The organism is Rhizobium tumorigenes, from assembly GCF_003240565.2.
Classification (GTDB): Bacteria; Pseudomonadota; Alphaproteobacteria; order Rhizobiales; family Rhizobiaceae; genus Rhizobium; species Rhizobium tumorigenes.
Genome location: NZ_CP117257.1, coordinates 103,404 through 123,244 on the forward strand (window position 1 = coordinate 103,404; position 19,841 = coordinate 123,244).

Consider the following 19,841-nt stretch of genomic DNA (forward strand, 5'->3'; position numbering starts at 1 on the left):
TTTGCGATAGTCGATGCCGCCCTCATCAAGGAATGCAGCGATCCCGGCCTGAAGCCGGCGATCGTCGAACAGTTCATCGAGCGGGCAGGGGCACCGGACCCGCTCGCAATCACGGTCCGCTCCGGAAACCGCGTCATCCTGGTGCCCAGGCCGAAGACAGCGGAGGAAGCGCTCGCGCTGATACGCGAGAACCTCGGCCGCAACACCGTGCGCGTCGGGATCACACAATATCCTGCCGGGCTCGGCATCGTGGAGGCGGGCCAGCTGAAGCCGGACCTGGTCGATGCCTGCGCCAATCTTCGGATGGGAACCGCTCTGTTCGCGAAGGTCTATCGCATCGTCAACAAATGGTACGGCAATCCGACCGACAAGGACGTTCTGCCGCAGGTGTTCGACGATGCGATCATTGCTTGGCAGACCGGGTACTTCGAGGGGACAGCCGTGTTCCGGGCAGCCGATCCCGGCGACGTGAAGCTGCCAGAGCCGGAACCAACGGTGGAATCGGAAACGTCCGAAGTCGGCAGTGACAAGATGAAGGGCGGCAACGTCGATCCTGCACTTGGGGAGGAGCGGGTCGACCCGAACAAGGCCGGTATTCGGATCGACCTTTCTGGCATCGGCGCGCGCGAGAAGTGAGGAACAAGCTCCTCGCTTCTGCGTGGGTGAACGCGGGTCAGGAGGAAAGTTTGTTCGGTGCGCGCGCCAAGCGAATCGCTCCTCAACGAGAGCGTGGCGGAAAACAACCACGTGTCGCCACCCTCAACAATGCATTCTATCTTCGGTCACTAGGCGCTATGATTTCTTCTTCAAAATTGCAGGCATTAGGGTATTTCGTGCCTTCCGTCGCCGCAGGCATGTGAAGATTTGCACCGTCGTTCTGTCGTTCTGTCGTTCGGCGCTGGCATCTCTTTAGAATGGCTCTTATAAGGGGCATGACGCAGTACGCGCTGTGTTGCGGCTTAGAATCCGCAGATGAACGGTTGGCGCTGACCGAAACGGTGCCAGGAACCCTCTGACCTTGTGGCCGGGGGCCTGTGACGCATGTCCAGGCGCCTCGGTGCTAAAGGTCTCAGGGCCGATTCATCTCGGATTCTAACCCCCGGCTAGGGTTCAAAGGGTTCAACGTCAGCGGGGGCGCACCGCAGACAAAACCAGGGTTAGGTCAGGAATGGAATCGGAAGATGCAACATTGACGAAGAAGGTCGAGCTTCGCCCATTGGTTGGGCTGACGCGTGGACTACCTCCGGCGGACTTGGAAGCAATCACGATCGATGCTATCCGGACACACCGGCAGTTGGTGGAGAAAGCCGATGAACTCTTCCAGGCTCTCCCGGAGACTTACAAAACCGGGAAAGAAGCCGGCGGCCCACAGCATGTTCGATACATTGAAGCGAGCATCGAAATGCATGCGCAGATGAGCGCTGTGAACACGCTGATCAGTATCCTTGGCTTCATTCCCAAGGTCGTCGTTAACTGACAACGGTCAAAGTCAGGCGCGGACATCATCGTGTGATGGCAGATATGGCTATATAGTTTGGTTTCCGTGCTTAAACTGCCCGATCTAGTGGAGGCGTTGCCCATTATGCCGACGAGTTCTGTGTGTCATTTGATCTCGCCAGTGTTTCGTTTGATCGGGTCTGTCGAATGAAGTTTGGTAGAGTGATGCTTTTGAAAGGTCATCCGAGATTGAAGGACCTGCTCGCACTCCTTTTAAGAAACTGGCGGGTGGGGTGCTCGCGACCTCTGGTGCATCTGAGTACATAACGGGGAGATGGAGGCACAGACAATACGGCGTCACGCTCTTCCGGCGTGCCCAAGGTAGTATGTAATTTTGTGGAGCCCGTTATGAAACCTTTCCCAATTGTCGACGATGATTGTCCCTAGCATTGCCATTGCGCCGCCAAGGATGGTGTAGACGAATGGACTATCGCTGAGAGAAGCGAAGGCAAACAGCGTTGCCAGGGAGCGACGAGATAGAGGAAATTCGCCGCTATGCCCGCCGGCGATTTGCCAAGTCCGTAGTCGCAGGCGAATTACGCGAGGAGGGTCAGAAAACAACGCTAACCCTGTCGCTGCCTTGGTCGAAGACGAGGCCTGCATGAACTGCATTGCCGTCTCCGGTGCCCATGACAGCAGCAACAGGTTGACCGCAATGATGCTGACATCGATAAAGCTGACCGCAGATCCCAGCCATCCGACCAATCTGAAGCGCTCGCCTGGCATTCTCCATGCTAGAAGCACCGTTGTGATGGAGTAAATTTGGAGATGACAATGGCCGGCGGTGCGCAAATCAAACAGGACGACAGATTTGTATCGATCGCATATACGGTCGATTTTGTCCTACATCCCGCGCGAGATGCGCACTTGGCGGTGGCGGACCTGAGACGGGCATATTTGCCTCGCGCCTGTTCTCGTGGCCATCGTACCAGCGCAATTCCTGACACGGCGGAGACTTCGCTCTGTATGATGATCGATCTCTGTTGTGCAATCTATAGATGCATCTAATCAGTCGCCTCTGATGCTAACTCCATTGTCATAAAAGTCACGAACAATAACAAGACAGTCGGCAAATTCGACCTCGATGAAAAGGTCGCGATACTTGCGGACAATAACAGAATGTATATCAAAACGATGGTGGCTGAATTTGTCGACTATCAAATAGTCGACTTTCCGATCAATGCATAATTGCACGCAATCTCTTACCTGCAGCTCTGACTCACAGATATAAACAATCGTGCACGAAGATGAATTCGACGGCTTTTCCCGGTTAACCGACACGCGCCAGGGCGTCGAGGTGTATGCGAAGCTTGAGGTTCTTTATTGGCTGCACGAGTCAGCGCGCGATATCGTCCTCCTGAGTCCTGCTGACGATGGAGAGATTCACGGTGCTTTCTCTCTTCGATCACCTGTGAGGCCTAACCCGATCGGAACGTCGATCGTGAAGGTGGAAGGAGTGTCTGGAAACTTGATTGCCGTACGTGGTCTTGACTGCTTGGATGAAACACCGCTGTTGGATATCAAACCGGATCGCTCGTTATCAAAGCCTCTAGCCCCAACGAGGAAAAGTCCTTCGGTTCCGGCCGCCTGACTGGCATGATGCACCCGTCTTCGTTCCTCAGAAAAAGCCGCGGGTCGAGTTAGGCTCTACGGTGAACTGGTTTTCGCGAGGTTTCGGATGAGCAGCACAGCGATCGAAGCATACTTTGTTGCCGATTCCACCATCATTGCAGAAGTGGCTGCTGCTGCAAACGCGTTCAATCGAGTTGATGAACTTGCTGCATGGGCTCCAGGATTTCTCCGCGGCGAGTTGTCGCGAGGTTCCATTTATCCCGTGAGTTTGAGCTGTTAAGACTGGGCTCAAGAGGCCACTGAGCAATTCATGAGATATAAAGGTTTTGCTGACGGTACCGGAGCGGCGTTTCCTTCCAAAGTGTGCTCAAATTGTTCGTTTTCAATCGGACTGTGCTGCTAGGCGCCTAAGGGGATGCTGGGGATCGACAAGGTTCGCCGTGAACTTTACGGCTCCTTGAGCAGATGGGACTGCAACGCGCGGCACGCAAACGAAGACGCACTTGCGATTGAAAGCGCAGCCAAAACCTCAGTCCTCGAAGCTTTCGAGCGCAAACGCCCATCACGCAAACCGTTTTCTGAACATCTGCGGCGCAAGAGCAGCTACAGGCCCTCCGTCCATGTGACACCCCCGCCGACTCACTGCCCACTCTTCGTCGAGAAGTAACCGGACAACCTAAGCGTATTGGGTTCGCCCCTTTGTATCACGATTGATGCGTTGACTGCTGGATTTGCCTTAACCCTCAAAAGAGTTTTCATCGGATTGCCAGCGCGGTATGATGCGCCTTGGAGCGGACGTCGAAGCGCTTCATAGCTTCGTGAAGTTTGACGCGGGCGCTGTTATTCGTCTCCTCCATCATCTTGCCAACGGTGATCCATCTCAGATGGTCGCTTCCTTGGGATCGAGCCATACGGCATCTTCCGCATGGGCGTGGTGCGAAGGAATGAAATACGGGCATGGATCTCCGATGGTCGCCGCTACCGCAACTGCATCGATCCCACGATCGAGATCGATCGCGGGCTTCTCCGATGCCAGCACGCCAACGACGGCTCGGCCAGATGCGGACTCATGGAGTTGTCCCGCACCATGCATGACCAGCGCTGCCCCCGTTGGGGTGGACACCATGAGCAGAGAAGCTCGCTTCTCGACATTTCGCGGTGACGACCTCGACCACTGCCTTAAGCGATGATCTCCTTCATCAATGAACATCGAGCGGCGTTCGGAATCGCTCACATTCTGTTGGGGGAGGGGCGACGTGAAACGTGCTATGCAACCTTTTACCCCCAGACCATCCACGCGCCCGACGCCGTGAGTAACCGGAAAAAACCGCTGGATCTGCCTGAAGTGTGAAGGGGTCAACAAAACAAATTATTTATGCCAATTTCTTCCGCCATGAGTGAATCAAAACACTGCGAAATTGGAAATACCATTGAACAACAGGGACGAAGCTAGGCACTCTAAACGTTATTAATGTCTTAGGCGTGTCACGAGACCTGAGACGACGCGCCTAGACAATCCATTGAAATCGTTATCAAAATGATGCCCACCACTGAAGCCGATAACTTCGGCACCGGTCTGCCGGAGCAATGGGCAAGCATTATTGCGGTCATCGCGCCCGTACATGCATTGGACAATTGTTGGGTCAATCGATCTGAGGTCATTCAGAGGATTGCCGCCTTTACCTTCGGTTTCGAGTTGAAGCCAGCCCCTAAGTGAAACGACGTAGTCGACCTGATGTGACAATGCTAGGAGGGAGATTTGCTTAATCTGCTTTTTTTGCTCGTGGGTAAGCCGATTGAAGCTTGCTGGCATGACGTCAGCGCCGAAGGAATATCCTACAAGTAAAACATTCTGCACGCCGAAAAGCTTAGTGTAGACATCAATTAAACGTCCAAGATCTGCAGCAGTTTCGTTTGGAGACCGTTTGGCCCAAAAATAACGGAGTGAATTGACGCCAACGACGGGGATCCCTTCCCTCTGCAGATAGTTAGCAACCTCTTCGTCGATATTCTGCCATCCCGCATCGCCAGAGTAAAAGATCGCGACAGTGTTCTTGGTTGGATCCGCGCTAAACACGCGAAGAGGAATCCCTAATCGATTTTCGGCTCTATTCGACCACATGACATTGTTGACGCGTTCGTTCGCATATGCGGAATTAACTGCGGGAATAAGTGTTAACGCGAATACCAGTAAAAACTTAACTACCATGTCGAGACCTTGCGTCAGTTGTTAACCTGTGTGTCGGCTATAAGGATAAGTTCGAACTGCTGTTTCAAGTTGATGTCGACTGTGTTGTGAGTTGTTACAGATGAAACAGAAACCGATAATCTTACCAAGCGATGGATTAAACTCGCGGCGAGATGGTTCAATCAAAGGACGGTGCCACTGGCAAATCTTTGACGATCAACGAGATGAAGCCTCTGGCTGGGCTGGGGACGAATGAAAATTTCCGTCTATGTCGATGTTTTGGCACGGGCTCTCCGGCAGCATGCCGAATTGATTCCGAAGCATGTCTGCTCCAAAGTCCTCATCGCGCCTCCGGCCTTTGCCCAACCTCAAAAGCCATGCAAGCGGACGCCGAAGAATACTCAACGCTCCCTGGCGTCCACATCGGCATAACTGGGGCAGACCGTTCCGGAAACTCCATGATATCGACCTGAACTGCGTTTATTTCAGAGCTAGAGAACCTTTGCCATATCGACAATCGTAAAGCCCGACGAGCCGGATTGGGACGTCGTGCTTCTCAACATAGCCAAGCTTTAGATAGAGCGAGATGTTCCGGCCCATAAGAGCGTTTGTATAGAGCGTCATATTGGACTTGCTATCTGCTTTAGCACGCTTGCTCAGCCTCGCTGATCAATCGAGAGGTCGTGATCGTCACCGAGCTCTATTGCGATAAGACCAAAACGGGAAAAGAAGGTGGCGGTCCGCAACATATCCGCTACGTCGAAGCGAGCAGCGAGATGCATGCGTAGATGAGTGCTGTAAGGACGCTAATCACCATTTCCGGCTTTTCCCAAAGTACTTATGAACTGAGTGGGTTAGAAATCGTCAAATGTTCAGATCAGCTTTCTTCGAATGGCCAATGCTGCGAGGTGGGCCTTGCTCCTGACGTCGAAGCGTTTCATCGCTTCGCGAAGCTTGACGCGGACGCTGTTGTATTTGACGCCTTCCACGTCAGCGATTTCTTGCATCGTCTTGCCGACGGCAATCCATCTCAGATAGGTCGCCTCTTTCGGATCGAGCCATGCGGCATCTTCAGCGGTGGCCGTGATCCGAAGGAAGGAGATGCGGGCATGGAGCTGCCCGACGGCCGCCGCTGCTGCAACCGCATCGATTTCCCGATCAAGCGGGATTGCCGTCTTCTCCGACGCCAGCGTGAACATCGACATGGAACCGTTGGCGGTCCTGATGGGGATAGTGATGCCGGAGCGGATGCCAAAATCGGCCGCTTGTGCATAGAAGACACGCTCTTCTGTCGATAGTCTCGGGCGCTCCTGCTCGCCAGACCAGGCGAAGACGTGCTTCCTGGATCTTGCCCGTTTGACGACCGGGTCGAGAGCGTCGAATTTCTTGTCGAAGTAGAGCGACCGCCAATCGTGATGATAGTTGGTCACGGCGATGATGTGCTTGTGCTGGATGTGGAGATAAGCATAGCCGGTGAAGCCGAAATGGTCGGCGACGTCCGCCAGTCCCGTTTTGAGGATGCACTCATCGCCCTCAATTGCGGTAAGATCGATCAGCTTGTCCAGCCAATGCTGCATTCTCTATCTCCTTCTAAGCGTTGCCAGTATCCTCGTCGTCGCTGTTCGTCCGACAGTATCTCGAGGACATCGATGGCTGAACTTCAGATGGGATGTGGCTTCCCGGTCTCACCAGCTTGCTCATGCGACGTCTCCTGAGGATGTGAAATCGTAGCAGCCTGAAGCCTTGATCGTTGCCTTGCCTTGAGAGAGCGAAACTACTAGTTGAGCAAACTCGGCTTCGAGATTCCAGCTTAAAACAAGGCTTCCGGTGTCATCGGTTGCTACCTCGAACGATCCATTGAAGGCCGGATGGGTGTTACGGAAGCGGATCAAGTCCGACAGTCGTTTGACGAGCGGCGATTCAAGAGCGAGATCATTTTCCCTGTCTTCAAAGAAGCGCCGATTGATGTCACGCCCGACACCCGTCTTTCTCAGCAATTCCATGTCGTTAAGCCCCCCCAAGAGACCGACGTAGTAGACTTGCGGAATACCGGGTGCGAAAAACTGGATTGCGCGAGCGATGAGGTAGTCGTTGTCGTTACGGCCAAGGGCGTCGTAATAGGTGCAATTCACCTGATAGAGATCAAGGTTAGAAGCTGCAGCGCCTGTTGCCAAACGGCTCTGCCCCTCGGAGCGCCTATGAATTTCCTCGACCAGATGGTCGATTGCCTGCGGTTCTAAAAGTCCGGGTCGGCCATCACTGTGCGCGCCTACATCGATGACGCCGATCCCGTCGTGAGTGTCGAGAACGGTGATCGCGTTGCGAGGACTGATCTCCAGCCAACGCGCCAGCGCTGTCGCATCGCCCGTGAACAGCGAATGCAATATCAGTGGCGGCAGCGCGAAATCGTAGACGCGGTCAACCTTCCTGGCGATTTCGATCTGGTCACGATAGTAGCTGTGAATTTCGACAAGAACCTCCATCCCGCGATCCCGTGCCTTCTCGGCGAGCTTGGCAAGGAAGGCATAGGTCTCATCAATCATGAAGCAACTGGTTCCGGCCTTCTTGATCGCGTAGCCGGCGGCATCGAGGCGGATTGCCGTTACGTTGGCTTCAGCAAAGCGATCGAGGATGGTCTCCAGGTATAAGGCGCCATGAGCACTGTGGACATCGATGTCGATCTGTTGGGGGGTGAATGTGGTCCACAGCATCCGCTGACTGCCATCTGCAAGCGTGGCCTTTGAAAACGGCAGCCCAGGGCGTGGCCGATAGATATTCAGGAGATCTTGCTCGCTGGCACCACGGGGAAAGACCTTGCCGAATGTCATGAACATGTCTGCGAATTCTGAATCAGGTCCTTTTGCGATGAAGTCCTGGAACCAGCTCGATTGCGCCGAGACATGGTTGACAATGAGATCGGCCATGATCTCCACGGAGCCGGCCAGGGCGCGAACATCATCCCAGCTACCGAGGCGAGGATCGACAATCGTGTGATCGGTGGGATCGAACCCGGCATCAGCGCCGTCGATCGGGTTGAAGAAAGGCAAGGCATGGACGCCGCCGAACAGGCCTTGTAGCCTCCCGTCGAGCAAAGCTCTCAACTCCGGGAAACCGCCTCCGCTTAACCGGTCGACGTAGGTGATAAGTTGTACACTGTTTTTTATACGATGCTCTTCGTCTGGGGCCCTCCACTGGGGAGGGCGCATGGGTCATTGGGGTCTTTCAGTTGAACTGCCGGTGATGAGACGGCTTTCTCCAAGCAGACCCTGTTCGTCCATGATCGGATGCGCAACGGAAACGATATGGGCGTTGATGCGTTTGAGATCACGCAGGATGTCGAGATGAAGGGAGCTGGTCTGCAGGCTTTCGGCCCGTCCGTCACGCAATCGTTCGAGGTGTCGCTCCGAAGACCGTTTCTCCATGTGGCGCACCTCGATCTTTCGCTCCATAAGTTGTTTTGCGAGGTTGACGTCACGGGTGATAAGAATCGTCTGGGCGATCCTGAGATTGTCGATGGTCAGCTGGGAAAGCTGCTGAAGCTCGGCAAAACCGTCATCGGAGAATTTGAGGCCCTGACCGATCTTCTTGGTGACCGCCGGTAAAAGGCCTTTTTCGATAATGTCACCGATATGCTCGAGGTTGATGGCATAGTCGATGATGACGATGGAACGGCGACCCTCATCTTCAGACAGTCCGGCTCGCCCGAGTTTCGAGAGATAGACTTTGACCTCTTGCTGCAGCCGGTCGACCTGACGTTCAAGCGGCGAGATATCCCTGAGCCTTGCGGCATTGTTCCGCTCGAAGGCGTCCGACACTTTCAGGAGCATTCGTTCGATCAGATCTCCGACACCAAGCACCTCGCGTGAAGCGCTGGTGAGGGCCACGATCGGCGTCGAAAGTTCATCCGAATCCAGAAATTTGGGTGTGTTCTCCGTCTGGGCCTCCTCGGGAATCAGGATGGTCATCCAGCGCGCGAGGAGTTTGGAAAATGGCCAGGCCAGAAGCGCCAGAGCGATGTTGAAGGCCAGATGCGCATCGACTGGTAGCTTGGCGTAGGGGAGGGGCAACATCGAAAGCCAGTCGGCCAAAATGCCGGCCGCAGGCAGAGTGAGCACGCAGCCTATCGCCCGAACGATGAGATTGCCCAACGTGACGCGTCTGGAGGCTGCCGGCCCCGACAGAGCAGCAATCACTGGCGGGATCGCGCCTCCCAGATTGGCCCCCAGAACCAGAGCGACAACAAGGCCACCAGACAGAAGGCCGGTCGTAGCCAATGACAGAATGAGGACGACCGCGGCAAGGCTTGAGGATGACACAAATGCGATCACTGCGGCTAAGATCATCGCGACAGGCCACGCGTCGTCGAGCAACCCGATGAAGGCTCCAAGCGCCTGAGAATGGCGTAAGGGTTCGGTCGCTGCGCTGAGGAGATGCAGCGAGAGCAGCATCAGCGCGATACCTATCATTGCCGTGCCAGCGCCTTGGCGTGAGGTCGAGCCGCCTCGATAAAGAACGATGCCCACAACCAATAGAAACGGCGAAATCCACTCAATGCCGGTCGCAACGATCCAGGCTGTGACAGCCGTACCGACATTAGCCCCAAGCAGCACGACCTGCGCCATGCGTGGCTTTATCAATTCCCGCTCAACGAACGACGAAACCATAAGCGCGGTCGCTGTGGAACTCTGAAGCGCAACGGTCGCAACGAAACCCGTCAGGAACGATCGGACGCTGCTTTTGGTCCCGGTGGCGAGACCGGTTCTTAGCTTTGAACCAAGTGCACGCGAGGCACCATCCTTGACCTGAGCCAGACCGAACAGCAGCAATGCCACGGCCCCAAACAGGTTGATCATGACGATGGTCGATTCCAACCTATGCTCCTCACCAAGATCTTCGCGTAGCGGCTTCCACCGATGAGACACCCGCTGGATGCGGCGGTGTACGAGGTAGGACATCTGCTATGTTGGATTTTGAGCTGACGCGCGTGGTTGCTCTCCAAAATGGGCTCGGTTTAGCCGTCTTTCGGCGAAGGAGCCGGTGGGCGAGCAGGGAGGATCGCTGCCCACCGGCATCCTGCCCGCGCCGCCTCGCGGGCAGGATTGACCTGATGTCGACCCGTTTTGCTGGCTTGCGAAAAACAGGTGAGTTGGCTGCCAGGTTGTCAACGCCGCCCGACATCTCATTAAAGTCCGTCATATTTCTCTCCCTTGCCTGTCGCTGCCAGCCTGATTGATTTCGCTCACTATAACAATGGTTTCGGGAAGAATCTTTGCCTGTGGTTTCGGGAAATCGATCGAAAATTGCTCTAACCTTCTGCTGCATCGCAGCAAAACTGTCATGAAACTTTCATTTGACGAAGAACGATTCCGCTCATATTGTGATCGATATAGATCATTTTTCTACCAAAGGGAAGCGCTGGTGTTCAACTCGACTCAGGACCGTCAGGCAAAAATCGTCGAGCTGTTGCGTAGCGAGCAGTTTCTGCCTATCGGCAAGCTCACAGAGCACTTTCAGATTTCTGTGGCGACTGCCCGGCGAGATCTCAGCGAACTCCACGAGGCTGGACTTTTGCGCAGGACCCACGGCGGTGCTGTCAGTGTAACTCAGGTCGCTCAGGACAAGCCCAACGCCGCTCGTGCGGTCTGGAATCAGACTGAGAAAGCGGCCATTGCGGCCGTCGTCGCCGGAATGATTGTCGATGGCGACACGGTTCTCCTTGATGCCGGTACAACGGCACTGGAGGTCGCGAGGACGCTTGCCGGGCGCCGGGACCTCACCTTCATTTCGAACGGTCTCGACATCGTTGAGGAACTGACCCGGGGTGAAGGGCAGAGCATCTATTCGGTCGGAGGAGAATATACCGACACGAACCGCTCTTTTCGGGGCCCTCTGGCCGAACAGTTCATTCGGCAGTTCAATGTTGACAAACTTATTCTCAATGCCGCGTCAATCGATATTGACCGCGGATTGATCTGCACCTCGTCGCCAGTGAATGCGAGTGTCGCCCGCGCCATGATCGAGGTTTCGAGCCGCGTGATCGTTGTTGCGGACCACTCGAAGTTCACCAAATCGAGCCTCTCGGTAACTGCCAGGATCGAGGACATCGGTGTCATTGTCACCGACGCCGGAACCCGAAGCATTATCGAGACAGTACCCGAAAAGCTGCGGAAGAAGTTCGTTATCGCGAACTAGGTTCGAAGCTCGCACGAAAATATCAGCCACATTCACACCGATCTGGGAGGACAACTAAATGCTTAAGACCAATCGCAGGCATTTTATGATGGGCACCGCTGCAATAGCGATCGCTTCAACTGCAGGCGCCAGGTTCGCCTTCGCGCAGGAACGCCGGGAACTTCGGCTTGGAGTAAACGGATTGCCGAACTCGCTGGAGCCGGTGAATGCGATCAGCAATGTCGGCCCCCGCATTGTCAATCAGATCTTCGACACGCTGATTGCGCGTGATTTCTTTGCCAAGGGAGCGCCCGGCAATGCTATCGAACTGGTGCCGGCGCTCGCGGAGAGCTGGGAACGGATTGATGACAAGTCGGTGCGCTTCAAACTGCGCCAGAAGGTCAAGTTCCACGACGGCGCGGAACTGACTGCGGAAGATGTCGCATACACATTCTCCTCGGAACGGTTATGGGGGCCGGAAGCGATCAAGACAATCCCGCTCGGCAAGTCCTACTCGCTCGCCTTCGACGAACCCGTCGTCGAGGACAAGTACACGGTCGTGCTACGAACTAAGACCCCCAGCTATCTCACAGAAACTTATGCGGCATCCTGGATGAGCCGCATCGTTCCGAAGGAATATTATAAGAAACTTGGAGCGGTCGCCTTCGGCAACAAACCGCTCGGAACGGGTCCGTATAAGTTTGTTGAGTTCGTCGCCGGCGACCGTGTCGTGCTCGAAGCGAACGATGACTACTGGGGTGCAAAGCCGACAGCCTCGAAGATTACCTATCAGATCGTCCCGGAGCCCGCTACCCGCGTCGCAGGACTGATCAGCGGCGAATATGATATCATTACCACGCTCACGCCGGACGATATCCAGCTCGTAAACAGCTACCCAGACCTGGAAACACGTGGAACTCTGATCGAGAACTTCCACATGTTCACTTTCAACATGAACCAGGACGTTTTCAAAGATAAGAAGCTGCGTCGCGCTCTAGCACTGGCGGTCGACAGGCCGGTGATGGTCGAAGCCCTTTGGAAGAAGCTGGCCGATATTCCCGCCGGCTTTAACTTCCCGAACTATGGCGAAACCTTCGATCCAAATCGGCGCGCCATGGAATACAACGTCGAGGAAGCCAAGCGCCTGGTGAAGGAAAGCGGTTACGACGGTACGCCAATCACCTACCACACGATGGGCAACTATTACGCCAACGCCATGCCCGCGTTGATGATGATGATCGAAATGTGGAAGCAGATCGGCGTCAATGTGGTCATGAAAACCTACGCCCCAGGCAGCTTTCCTCCCGACAACCAGACCTGGATCAGAAATTGGTCAAACGGGCAGTGGATGACGGATGCATACGCCACAATCGTTCCCGAGTTCGGACCCAACGGTCAGGTTCAAAAACGTTGGGGTTGGAAGGCACCGGCCGAGTTCAATGAGCTATGCGAAAAGGTGACTATCCTGCCAAACGGTAAGGAACGCTTCGACGCCTACAATCGTATGCGGGACATCTTCGAAGAAGAGGCGCCAGCCGTCATTCTCTACCAGCCCTACGACGTCTACGCCGCGCGCAAGGATGTCCACTGGAAGCCCGTCAGCTTCGAAATGATGGAGTTCCGCAACAATCTCAGCTTCGGTTGAACGCGCTAGCGGGTTGGCGCGCGTTGCAGACGCGCGCCGCCTTCGGGAGGAGTCTGAGTTGTCAAATCTACTAACAGTTCGCGATCTGGTCGTTCAGGTACCGGCGCGAGACATCACCATCATAAACCGTGTCAGTTTCTCGCTGGATGCGGGTCAGACGCTCGGACTCGTCGGCGAATCCGGCTGCGGGAAGAGCATGACCTGCTATGCCATAGCAAAGGCGTTACCGCGGGGGATTGTTCAAACGAGTGGTTCCATCAATTTGGACGTCGATCAGCGAGCTGATGGCAAGCCGACTATCGCGATGATCTACCAAGATCCGACGAGTAGCCTCAATCCAGTGCATTCGATTGGCTACTATCTGGAATCCAGCCTCTATCGTCATCAAGGACTGAAGGGTAACGATGCGCGGCTGGAAGCCATGCGCCTTCTGGAGCGTGTCGGCATTGACCGCGCCAAGAGCCGCCTTCTGTCCTACCCGCACGAGTTCTCAGGCGGCATGAACCAGCGCGTAATGATCGCGCACGCACTCGCTGCCAAGCCAAAACTCATGATCGCCGATGAACCCACAACGGCACTCGACGTGACGACGCAGGCCCAGATACTCCATCTTCTGGAAGAGCTCAGATCAGAGACGGGCATGGCGCTTCTGATCGTGTCACACGATCTGGGCGTGATTGCTCGCCTGGCCGATCGTGCAGCGGTCATGTATTGCGGCAAGATCGTCGAGACAGCCCCGGTCGTTGAGTTGCTGGAGCGTGCCGCGCATCCTTATGCTCGCGCCTTGATCGGCTGCATGCCGACAATCGACCCGGACGATCTCGAACCGCCAATACCGATTCCAGGGTCCGTACCCCTTCTCGATAACCTTCCTGCCGGATGCTACTACCATCCGCGGTGTCCTCGCGCGAACGAGCAATGCATCGCCAGCTTTCCCGGTTCTATCAATGTCGGCCCGCTCCACGATGCCGCCTGTTATCACCCGGTGAGCCCATGAGTACGCCCCTTCTTCAAGCCCGAAACGTCACCAAGGTATTCCGATTGAAATCCGGACTGTTCACGAAGCGGTCCGTGCACGTGGCGGTGAACTCCATCAATCTTGAACTCGCTCGACGCGAACGGATAGGTGTGGTGGGAGAATCCGGCAGCGGGAAATCGACACTCGGTCGACTTCTCCTTGGACTGGATTCCGCAACCGAGGGCGAAGTCTTGTTCGACGGGATTGCGCACAAGGATCGCACATCGCGAGAATGGTCGGCGTTTCGTAAGGAAACATCCCTGGTACAGCAAAACCCGCTTTCCGCCCTTAATCCGCAAATGACAATCGGCGAGCAGGTGGCCGAAGCCGTATGGGTGCACCGCGTCGCAGACCGCACAGGAGCGCGGGATCGGGCTGCGGCCATGCTCGACCGTGTCGGTCTCTCAAGTGCAATGATGAACCGCTATCCGCACCAGATGTCGGGTGGCCAACGGCAGCGCGTCGTTATCGCACGCGCACTTATCCTCGATCCAAAGCTGGTCGTGTTCGATGAGGCGGTATCGGCTCTCGACGTCTCGGTACAGGCTCAGGTCGTTGCGCTCCTGCGGTCTCTCTGGACGGAGCTGGATCTCGCTTATGTCTTCATCACGCACGATCTGCGCATCGTTCGTCATCTCGTCGATCGCATCGCCGTCATGTATCTCGGCCGTGTCGTGGAAACCGGTGATATAAAATCTGTCTATGAGTGGCCGCGACATCCCTATACGCGAGCGCTGCTTGCCTCTGTCCCGACGATGGACCCGACTGTCCGAAATATCGAACCGCCCATCAAGGGGGAACTTGACGTCGGGAAGGTTATGAATGGCTGTGCCTTTCGGTCTCGCTGCCCGTTCGCGATCGATAGATGCGTGACCGAAACCCCAGCGCTGCGGCCAATCGCGGGACAAATGGCAGCGTGTCACAGGGGGGAGGAATTCCCCCGATCGATAGCTTCACCGGTCGGTCTGGCGCAGCACGCGGAGGTGGCGCAATGATGAACTTCATACTTGGGCGCCTGGTCCGGGCAATGGCTGTGCTCATCCTGACCGTGACGTTCGTCTTTATTATTCTCAGGTTGGGCGGCGATCCAGCCCGTTCGATGTTGGGCGAGAACGCGACACCAGAAGCGTTAACGGCATTCCGGACGGCATGGGGCCTGGACAGGTCGATCCCCGAGCAGTTCCTGATCTATGTCGCCCACGCGCTCAGGGGTGATTTTGGGGTGTCGGCGGCAGATGGTCGCGAAGTATTCGCCGTCATTGCGGAGCGCATCCCGAAAACGCTGACGCTGACGATATCAGCATTCATATTGAGTCTGCTTGTCGGTATTCCGGCAGGAATCGTCGCGGCGGTGCGTCGTGATAGTGCAGCCGACAAGTCTGTTATGGCAGGGGCCGTCCTCGGATACAGTGTGCCCAACTTCCTCCTCGGACTCACGCTCATTTTTGTGTTCGCTGTCTGGCTACGTGTGCTGCCGAGCTCCGGCAGTTCCACCTGGCAACACGCAATCCTGCCCGTGGCAACATTTGGCCTCGTGAATGCCGCCGCGATCGCACGCTTCGCGCGCTCCGCGCTCATCGAAGTTTTGGAACAGCCGTATATCGCCGCGGCTCGTGCGGATGGCATCCCAAAGTGGGAGGTGGTTATTCGCCACGCACTACCCAACGCCGCAATCCCGATGGTGACCATGTTGGGTTTTGTGGCGGCCGGTTTGCTGGGCGGGTCGGCGATTGTGGAGACCGTGTTTGCCTGGCCAGGACTGGGCAGCGGGTTTGTGCGGGCCATAACCTTAAGCGACCTCAATGTGGTTCAGGCGATGATCCTTCTCTTCACGGCCTTCATGGTCACGGTCAATCTGATCGTTGATGTTCTCTACGCCGTGCTGAACCCTAAAATCAGGCTTCAAAAAAATGACCACTAACACGCTCGCTTCGCCGAAAAGGCAATTTCTGAAATCTGCCAGCCGGATTCCGGTCAGTATCTGGCTGTGCCTGATCTGGATAGCTGTCGTCGTCTTTGTGGGTGTGACGGCACAGTGGATCAGCCCCTTTGATTATCTTCAGCAGTCACCTCTTGCCCGCTTTGCGCCGCCCGGTGCGCCGGGACATCTGCTGGGGACCGATTATCTTGGTCGCGATGTCCTCAGCAATATCTTGGTTGCAACCCAGACGTCTTTGATGATTGCACTTCTCGGCTCTTTGATCTGCGCGTTTATCGGTACAAGCCTCGGATTCCTGGCTGCCCACTTCGGCGGCTGGGTCGACAACGCGATCATGGGATTTGCGGATGCGAAAGCGTCGGTTCCCTTCATCATTTTCGCCCTCGGCGTGCTGGCCTTTCTCGGGTCCAGTCCGCTCATACTTCTGATGCTCGTGGGCGTCGCGTCATTTGAGCGCTATGCACGCCTCACGCGTGGCCTTGTTCTGAGCGCCAACCAGGAAGGATATGCTGAAGCTGCCCGGATTGTCGGCGTTCCATCCCTGCGAATTTATCTGCGTCATGTTCTCCCAAACATTGCGGGACCACTTATCGTTCAGATCACTTTGAACTTCCCCGAAATCATCCTCTTGGAAAGCGGGCTGAGCTTTCTAGGGCTTGGAATTCAACCTCCAGAGACAAGCCTCGGGCTTATGGTTGCTGACGGGAGAAACTACATCGCAATTGCATGGTGGCTCATCGCCTTACCCGGCGTCGTTATTGTGCTCACCACTTTGTCCATAAGTCTGCTCGGCGACTATTTGCGCGATCGTTTCGACGCGCGGCTGCGTTAAATGAAAGGAACTAAAATGAATCCGCTCAGAATGACACCTGAGACTATACGTCTTGGCGGTCACAGAGGCCATAGTGCCGGTGCTCCCGAAAACACCCTCGCAGCGTTCAGGAAGGCATTCGAATTCGGTGGCCAACACGTCACTTGTGAAACCGATCTCGGAATTACCCGCGACGGCGAACTTGTCCTGATTCACGACAAGACGGTTGACCGCACCACCAACGGCCACGGTCTGGTGCAGAACATGACGTATTCCGAACTGTCCAAGCTCGATGCCGGCAGTTGGTTTGGCGATCAATTCAGCGGAGAACGTGTGCCGTTGCTGAAGGAGGCGCTGCAGCTCGCCCGTGAACTCGGTATCATCTACCAGCTGGAGCTCAAGATCTACGACGCGAACGATGTGTTCTTCCCGAAGCTGAGGGCACTGATCGACGAGCTGGGCTGTGCAGGCCTTCTGCAGTTTTCCTCGTTCGACTATGTTCAACTGAAGGCTGTTAAGCAGGCAATCCCAGAAGTGCCGACCGTCGGTCTCATGCATTCGCGTCTGATCGACCCTGCCGCTCTTGCGCGCCAAGCCAATCTCGACGCGATGAACATCGAAATCTACCACTTCGCCAGTGGAGAGGCTCGCCAGCTTCACGAAGAGGGCTTCGCCGCATTCTGCTACCTACCAGCGGGCTACCACGAAAAACTCCTGAAATATGGCGTCGATATTGAAGCTCATGTCGTTCAATGGGTTCGTGAAGGTCAGTTGGATCAGCTCTTGGGCGACGACGTCGCGCAAGTGGCAAAGATCAGGGACAGAGCCCATGGTTGAAATGGCTCCTACGACTGTTTCCGCGCGTCCGTTTGAGGCGATTGTTGAAGACATAGCTAGGGAAGCTGGCAAACTGGCCTTGAGCCATTTTGCATCCCTGGCAGACCTTCCCGTCGAAAAGAAGGGCCATCTGGACCTCGTGACCCAGGCGGACAAGCAGGTTGAGGAATTCCTGATTGCCAGACTGCAAGAAGCCTTCCCGGATGACGGGATTTTTGGTGAGGAAGGCGGCGAAATCACAGGAACGTCGGGCCGTATCTGGGTTATTGATCCAATCGACGGAACGTTTAACTTCGTGCGTGGGGGACAAAACTGGGCGGTTTCGATCGGTCTCTACGAGAATCGGCGGCCCGCATTCGGTGTCATTTTCGCTCCAGTCCGGGATCTGATGCTCGTTGGGGGTAAATCGGTCGAACCGCTCCTTAACGGTAAACCGATCAAGCCGCTGCCGGCCCTCGACATGTCACGAGCATCAACCGGCTTTAGCTTCCATCCCTCGATACCAACTGCCGACCGGCTGGAAGTGATCCGCTTTATTTCGGACGAGCTGCAGATCAGCTTCCGGTTCTGCGGATCCGCCACCCTCTCGCTCATAGAGGTCATGATGGGGGAGACTGATGGCTATGTTTCAGTGGGAGATTCAACCTGGGACGTCATGGCAGCTCTGCCTATCCTGGCAGGTCTTGGTGCTTCTCACACAATTGACTGGGATCGGATTGAACTGTCTCAAAAGCTCCGCTTCGTATGTGGCAGCAAAGAATTCCTGACCAGAGCCAGACCATTGCTGCAGAACCTTTCAGCCGCCGCTTAACCGCATAGTTGGCTGAAAGACCAATGCACAAATCTGAGCGCTTTTCAGCCAGCACACCAAACCCAAAGGCGTCGCGCACTTTCGCGGCGCCGCATACAACCCGTACCGATGGCGTGGTTCTCTCGCGCTGTGTGTTTTTGGAACACCAATATGAAAGCCTTTGATTTACCGCCCGGCCCAATCCTTTACGTAACGGGTTTCTATGACACCCGTGTGAAAGCCAAGGGGTCTGATGTCGAGTATCGCGATCATCCGCATCTGCATGTCGTGGTCAACCGACGGGAGCTTTTTGGGCGGGAATGGCTGAAAATATCTCGACGCCACCCCCACCTCAATTACGACGCCTTGCGTGTCAGGATGGCAGAGATCTCGCTTCGCCATGGCATTGTTCTTGACGCAACCTCGCGAGCAGAACGTGGCATTACCGAGCGGCCAATCACGTACGCACAATATCGACGCATCGAGCGCGAACAGGCCGATCAAGTTCGTTTCGAGGATTTTGATGTCGAATCGTGGTCGCCGGGAGGAACTCACCGGGAGCCACATCAATCTATCGTATCTTCGCGCAGCGAGCCATTCCCAGATGTGTCAGAAGGCTCGACACGAGATGAACGTCTACCGCCCCCGTATCGAGCGCATTCCCGGATACCCATGGGTTCGAACAGTAACGCCGGTGCGCGGGTTCGTGTACCGTCTGGAAATGATTGCCGTTCTCACCCCCACAGCCATGAAGCCTTTGGAGGCAAGGGCAAGAATCCTGAAGGGCCCTCCGGTATTCAACGTTTGGCAATTGAACCCGTCGTGCGCACGACAAGCCAAGGTGTCGACCGGCAACCGCTTCATTCAAAACGGCCTCGCGGTGACGAGGAAGAGCAGAGCGGCGTAAAACGCAATAGGTTGAACAGTTTTCGGGCGGGGAGGGCAAACACCGGCGTATCATATGGCCGGGACGATCCGGTTACGCGACCGATAGAGCCTGCTGAACCAACTCCTTCGGGGAAACCGGGACAGACCAACATCGCAGCAGACCCCTTGCCGCCTGCAGCGGATCGCCCGCGGCAAGGAGAACCAGATTCGAAGCGTCCACGTGATGATGATGCCGAACCAAGCGTTCGCAAGCGCGCAAGAGATGGACGCAGCCAGGATGGATAAGGGAAATCGAAGGTTGAAAGGATTAAATTATGGCAGACGAAGAGTTCGCTCTAGATTTGAGCCGTTCTGCTCCGGTGACTTCGAACAACGAAGGAGCTAGAACTGTACCAATCCCGCTCACGCCACGATCGACTACTGTCCGACAGGACGGCAGGGATCCCATCATAACAACCGGTTTCTCACGATCACCAATTCCTGGT

Annotated in this window: 16 protein-coding genes and 3 pseudogenes; 13 read left to right on the plus strand and 6 right to left on the minus strand. The window is 55.6% G+C overall.

What is annotated here, in order from left to right:
- Window positions 1-6 precede the first annotated feature (6 nt).
- Both PR017_RS22030 and PR017_RS22035 read left to right on the plus strand, forming a co-directional pair.
- Complete coding sequence (locus PR017_RS22030) at window positions 7-636, plus strand: TraH family protein (RefSeq protein WP_111218304.1); 630 nt, start codon at window positions 7-9, stop codon at window positions 634-636.
- A gap of 532 nt (window positions 637-1,168) precedes the next feature.
- On the plus strand, window positions 1,169-1,477 hold the full coding sequence (locus PR017_RS22035; protein ID WP_111218229.1) for a transcriptional repressor TraM: 309 nt from the start codon (window positions 1,169-1,171) through the stop codon (window positions 1,475-1,477).
- A gap of 317 nt (window positions 1,478-1,794) precedes the next feature.
- Here PR017_RS22035 and PR017_RS22040 read toward each other — a convergent pair whose 3' ends face one another.
- On the minus strand, window positions 1,795-2,223 hold the full coding sequence (locus PR017_RS22040; RefSeq protein WP_133255562.1) for a hypothetical protein: 429 nt from the start codon (window positions 2,221-2,223) through the stop codon (window positions 1,795-1,797).
- A 559-nt stretch (window positions 2,224-2,782) separates the two neighbouring features.
- On the opposite strand from PR017_RS22040, the pseudogene PR017_RS22045 reads away from it, so the two are divergent.
- Window positions 2,783-3,088: pseudogene (locus PR017_RS22045) on the plus strand (TrmO family methyltransferase domain-containing protein); the annotation flags it as partial.
- A gap of 405 nt (window positions 3,089-3,493) precedes the next feature.
- Window positions 3,494-3,667 (plus strand): annotated as a pseudogene (locus PR017_RS22050) (IS66 family transposase); the annotation flags it as partial.
- 157 nt (window positions 3,668-3,824) lie between these two features.
- Here the strand turns inward: PR017_RS22050 and PR017_RS28370 are convergent.
- The 5 genes and pseudogenes from PR017_RS28370 to PR017_RS22075 form a co-directional block, all read right to left on the minus strand.
- Window positions 3,825-4,108 (minus strand): annotated as a pseudogene (locus tag PR017_RS28370) (transcriptional regulator TraR); the annotation flags it as partial.
- Window positions 4,109-4,537: 429 nt separating this feature from the next.
- A complete protein-coding gene (locus tag PR017_RS22060; protein ID WP_111218225.1) occupies window positions 4,538-5,278 on the minus strand; it encodes an AcvB/VirJ family lysyl-phosphatidylglycerol hydrolase in 741 nt (246 codons plus the stop codon).
- 851 nt (window positions 5,279-6,129) lie between these two features.
- Entirely contained in the window at window positions 6,130-6,834 is a 705-nt protein-coding gene (gene traR, locus PR017_RS22065; RefSeq protein WP_111218224.1) for an autoinducer-binding transcriptional regulator TraR, read from the minus strand.
- A 120-nt stretch (window positions 6,835-6,954) separates the two neighbouring features.
- Window positions 6,955-8,421, minus strand: a complete 1,467-nt coding sequence (gene gtfA, locus PR017_RS22070; RefSeq protein ID WP_111218302.1) for a sucrose phosphorylase — start codon at window positions 8,419-8,421, stop codon at window positions 6,955-6,957.
- Between the two features lie 45 nt (window positions 8,422-8,466).
- A complete protein-coding gene (locus PR017_RS22075) occupies window positions 8,467-10,128 on the minus strand; it encodes a Na/Pi cotransporter family protein (protein WP_111218223.1) in 1,662 nt (553 codons plus the stop codon).
- A 544-nt stretch (window positions 10,129-10,672) separates the two neighbouring features.
- Between PR017_RS22075 and PR017_RS22080 the strand changes: the two genes are divergently transcribed.
- The 9 genes from PR017_RS22080 to PR017_RS22120 all read left to right on the plus strand — a co-directional run bounded on the left by PR017_RS22080 (window position 10,673) and on the right by PR017_RS22120 (window position 19,641).
- Window positions 10,673-11,449, plus strand: coding sequence for a DeoR/GlpR family DNA-binding transcription regulator (locus tag PR017_RS22080; protein WP_111218300.1), 777 nt, complete (start codon window positions 10,673-10,675; stop codon window positions 11,447-11,449).
- Window positions 11,450-11,507: 58 nt separating this feature from the next.
- Window positions 11,508-13,073: an ABC transporter substrate-binding protein gene (locus PR017_RS22085; protein ID WP_111218221.1), complete on the plus strand. Its 1,566-nt coding sequence runs from the start codon at window positions 11,508-11,510 to the stop codon at window positions 13,071-13,073.
- Window positions 13,074-13,131: 58 nt separating this feature from the next.
- Entirely contained in the window at window positions 13,132-14,070 is a 939-nt protein-coding gene (locus PR017_RS22090) for an ABC transporter ATP-binding protein (protein WP_161959308.1), read from the plus strand.
- Complete coding sequence (locus PR017_RS22095; RefSeq protein ID WP_111218220.1) at window positions 14,067-15,086, plus strand: ABC transporter ATP-binding protein; 1,020 nt, start codon at window positions 14,067-14,069, stop codon at window positions 15,084-15,086. Before PR017_RS22090 ends, PR017_RS22095 begins: the two co-directional genes overlap by 4 nt.
- A complete protein-coding gene (locus PR017_RS22100; protein ID WP_111218219.1) occupies window positions 15,083-16,012 on the plus strand; it encodes an ABC transporter permease in 930 nt (309 codons plus the stop codon). The genes PR017_RS22095 and PR017_RS22100 overlap by 4 nt, the downstream gene beginning before the upstream one ends.
- The gene (locus PR017_RS22105) at window positions 16,002-16,862 is read left to right on the plus strand and encodes an ABC transporter permease (protein ID WP_080868301.1); all 861 of its coding nucleotides are present in this window, start codon (window positions 16,002-16,004) and stop codon (window positions 16,860-16,862) included. The genes PR017_RS22100 and PR017_RS22105 overlap by 11 nt, the downstream gene beginning before the upstream one ends.
- Window positions 16,863-16,877: 15 nt before the next feature.
- Window positions 16,878-17,678, plus strand: coding sequence for a glycerophosphodiester phosphodiesterase (locus tag PR017_RS22110; protein ID WP_111218218.1), 801 nt, complete (start codon window positions 16,878-16,880; stop codon window positions 17,676-17,678).
- A complete protein-coding gene (locus tag PR017_RS22115) occupies window positions 17,671-18,489 on the plus strand; it encodes an inositol monophosphatase family protein (protein WP_161959307.1) in 819 nt (272 codons plus the stop codon). The genes PR017_RS22110 and PR017_RS22115 overlap by 8 nt, the downstream gene beginning before the upstream one ends.
- A gap of 150 nt (window positions 18,490-18,639) precedes the next feature.
- Window positions 18,640-19,641: a relaxase family protein gene (locus PR017_RS22120; protein WP_240538915.1), complete on the plus strand. Its 1,002-nt coding sequence runs from the start codon at window positions 18,640-18,642 to the stop codon at window positions 19,639-19,641.
- Window positions 19,642-19,841 lie beyond the last annotated feature (200 nt).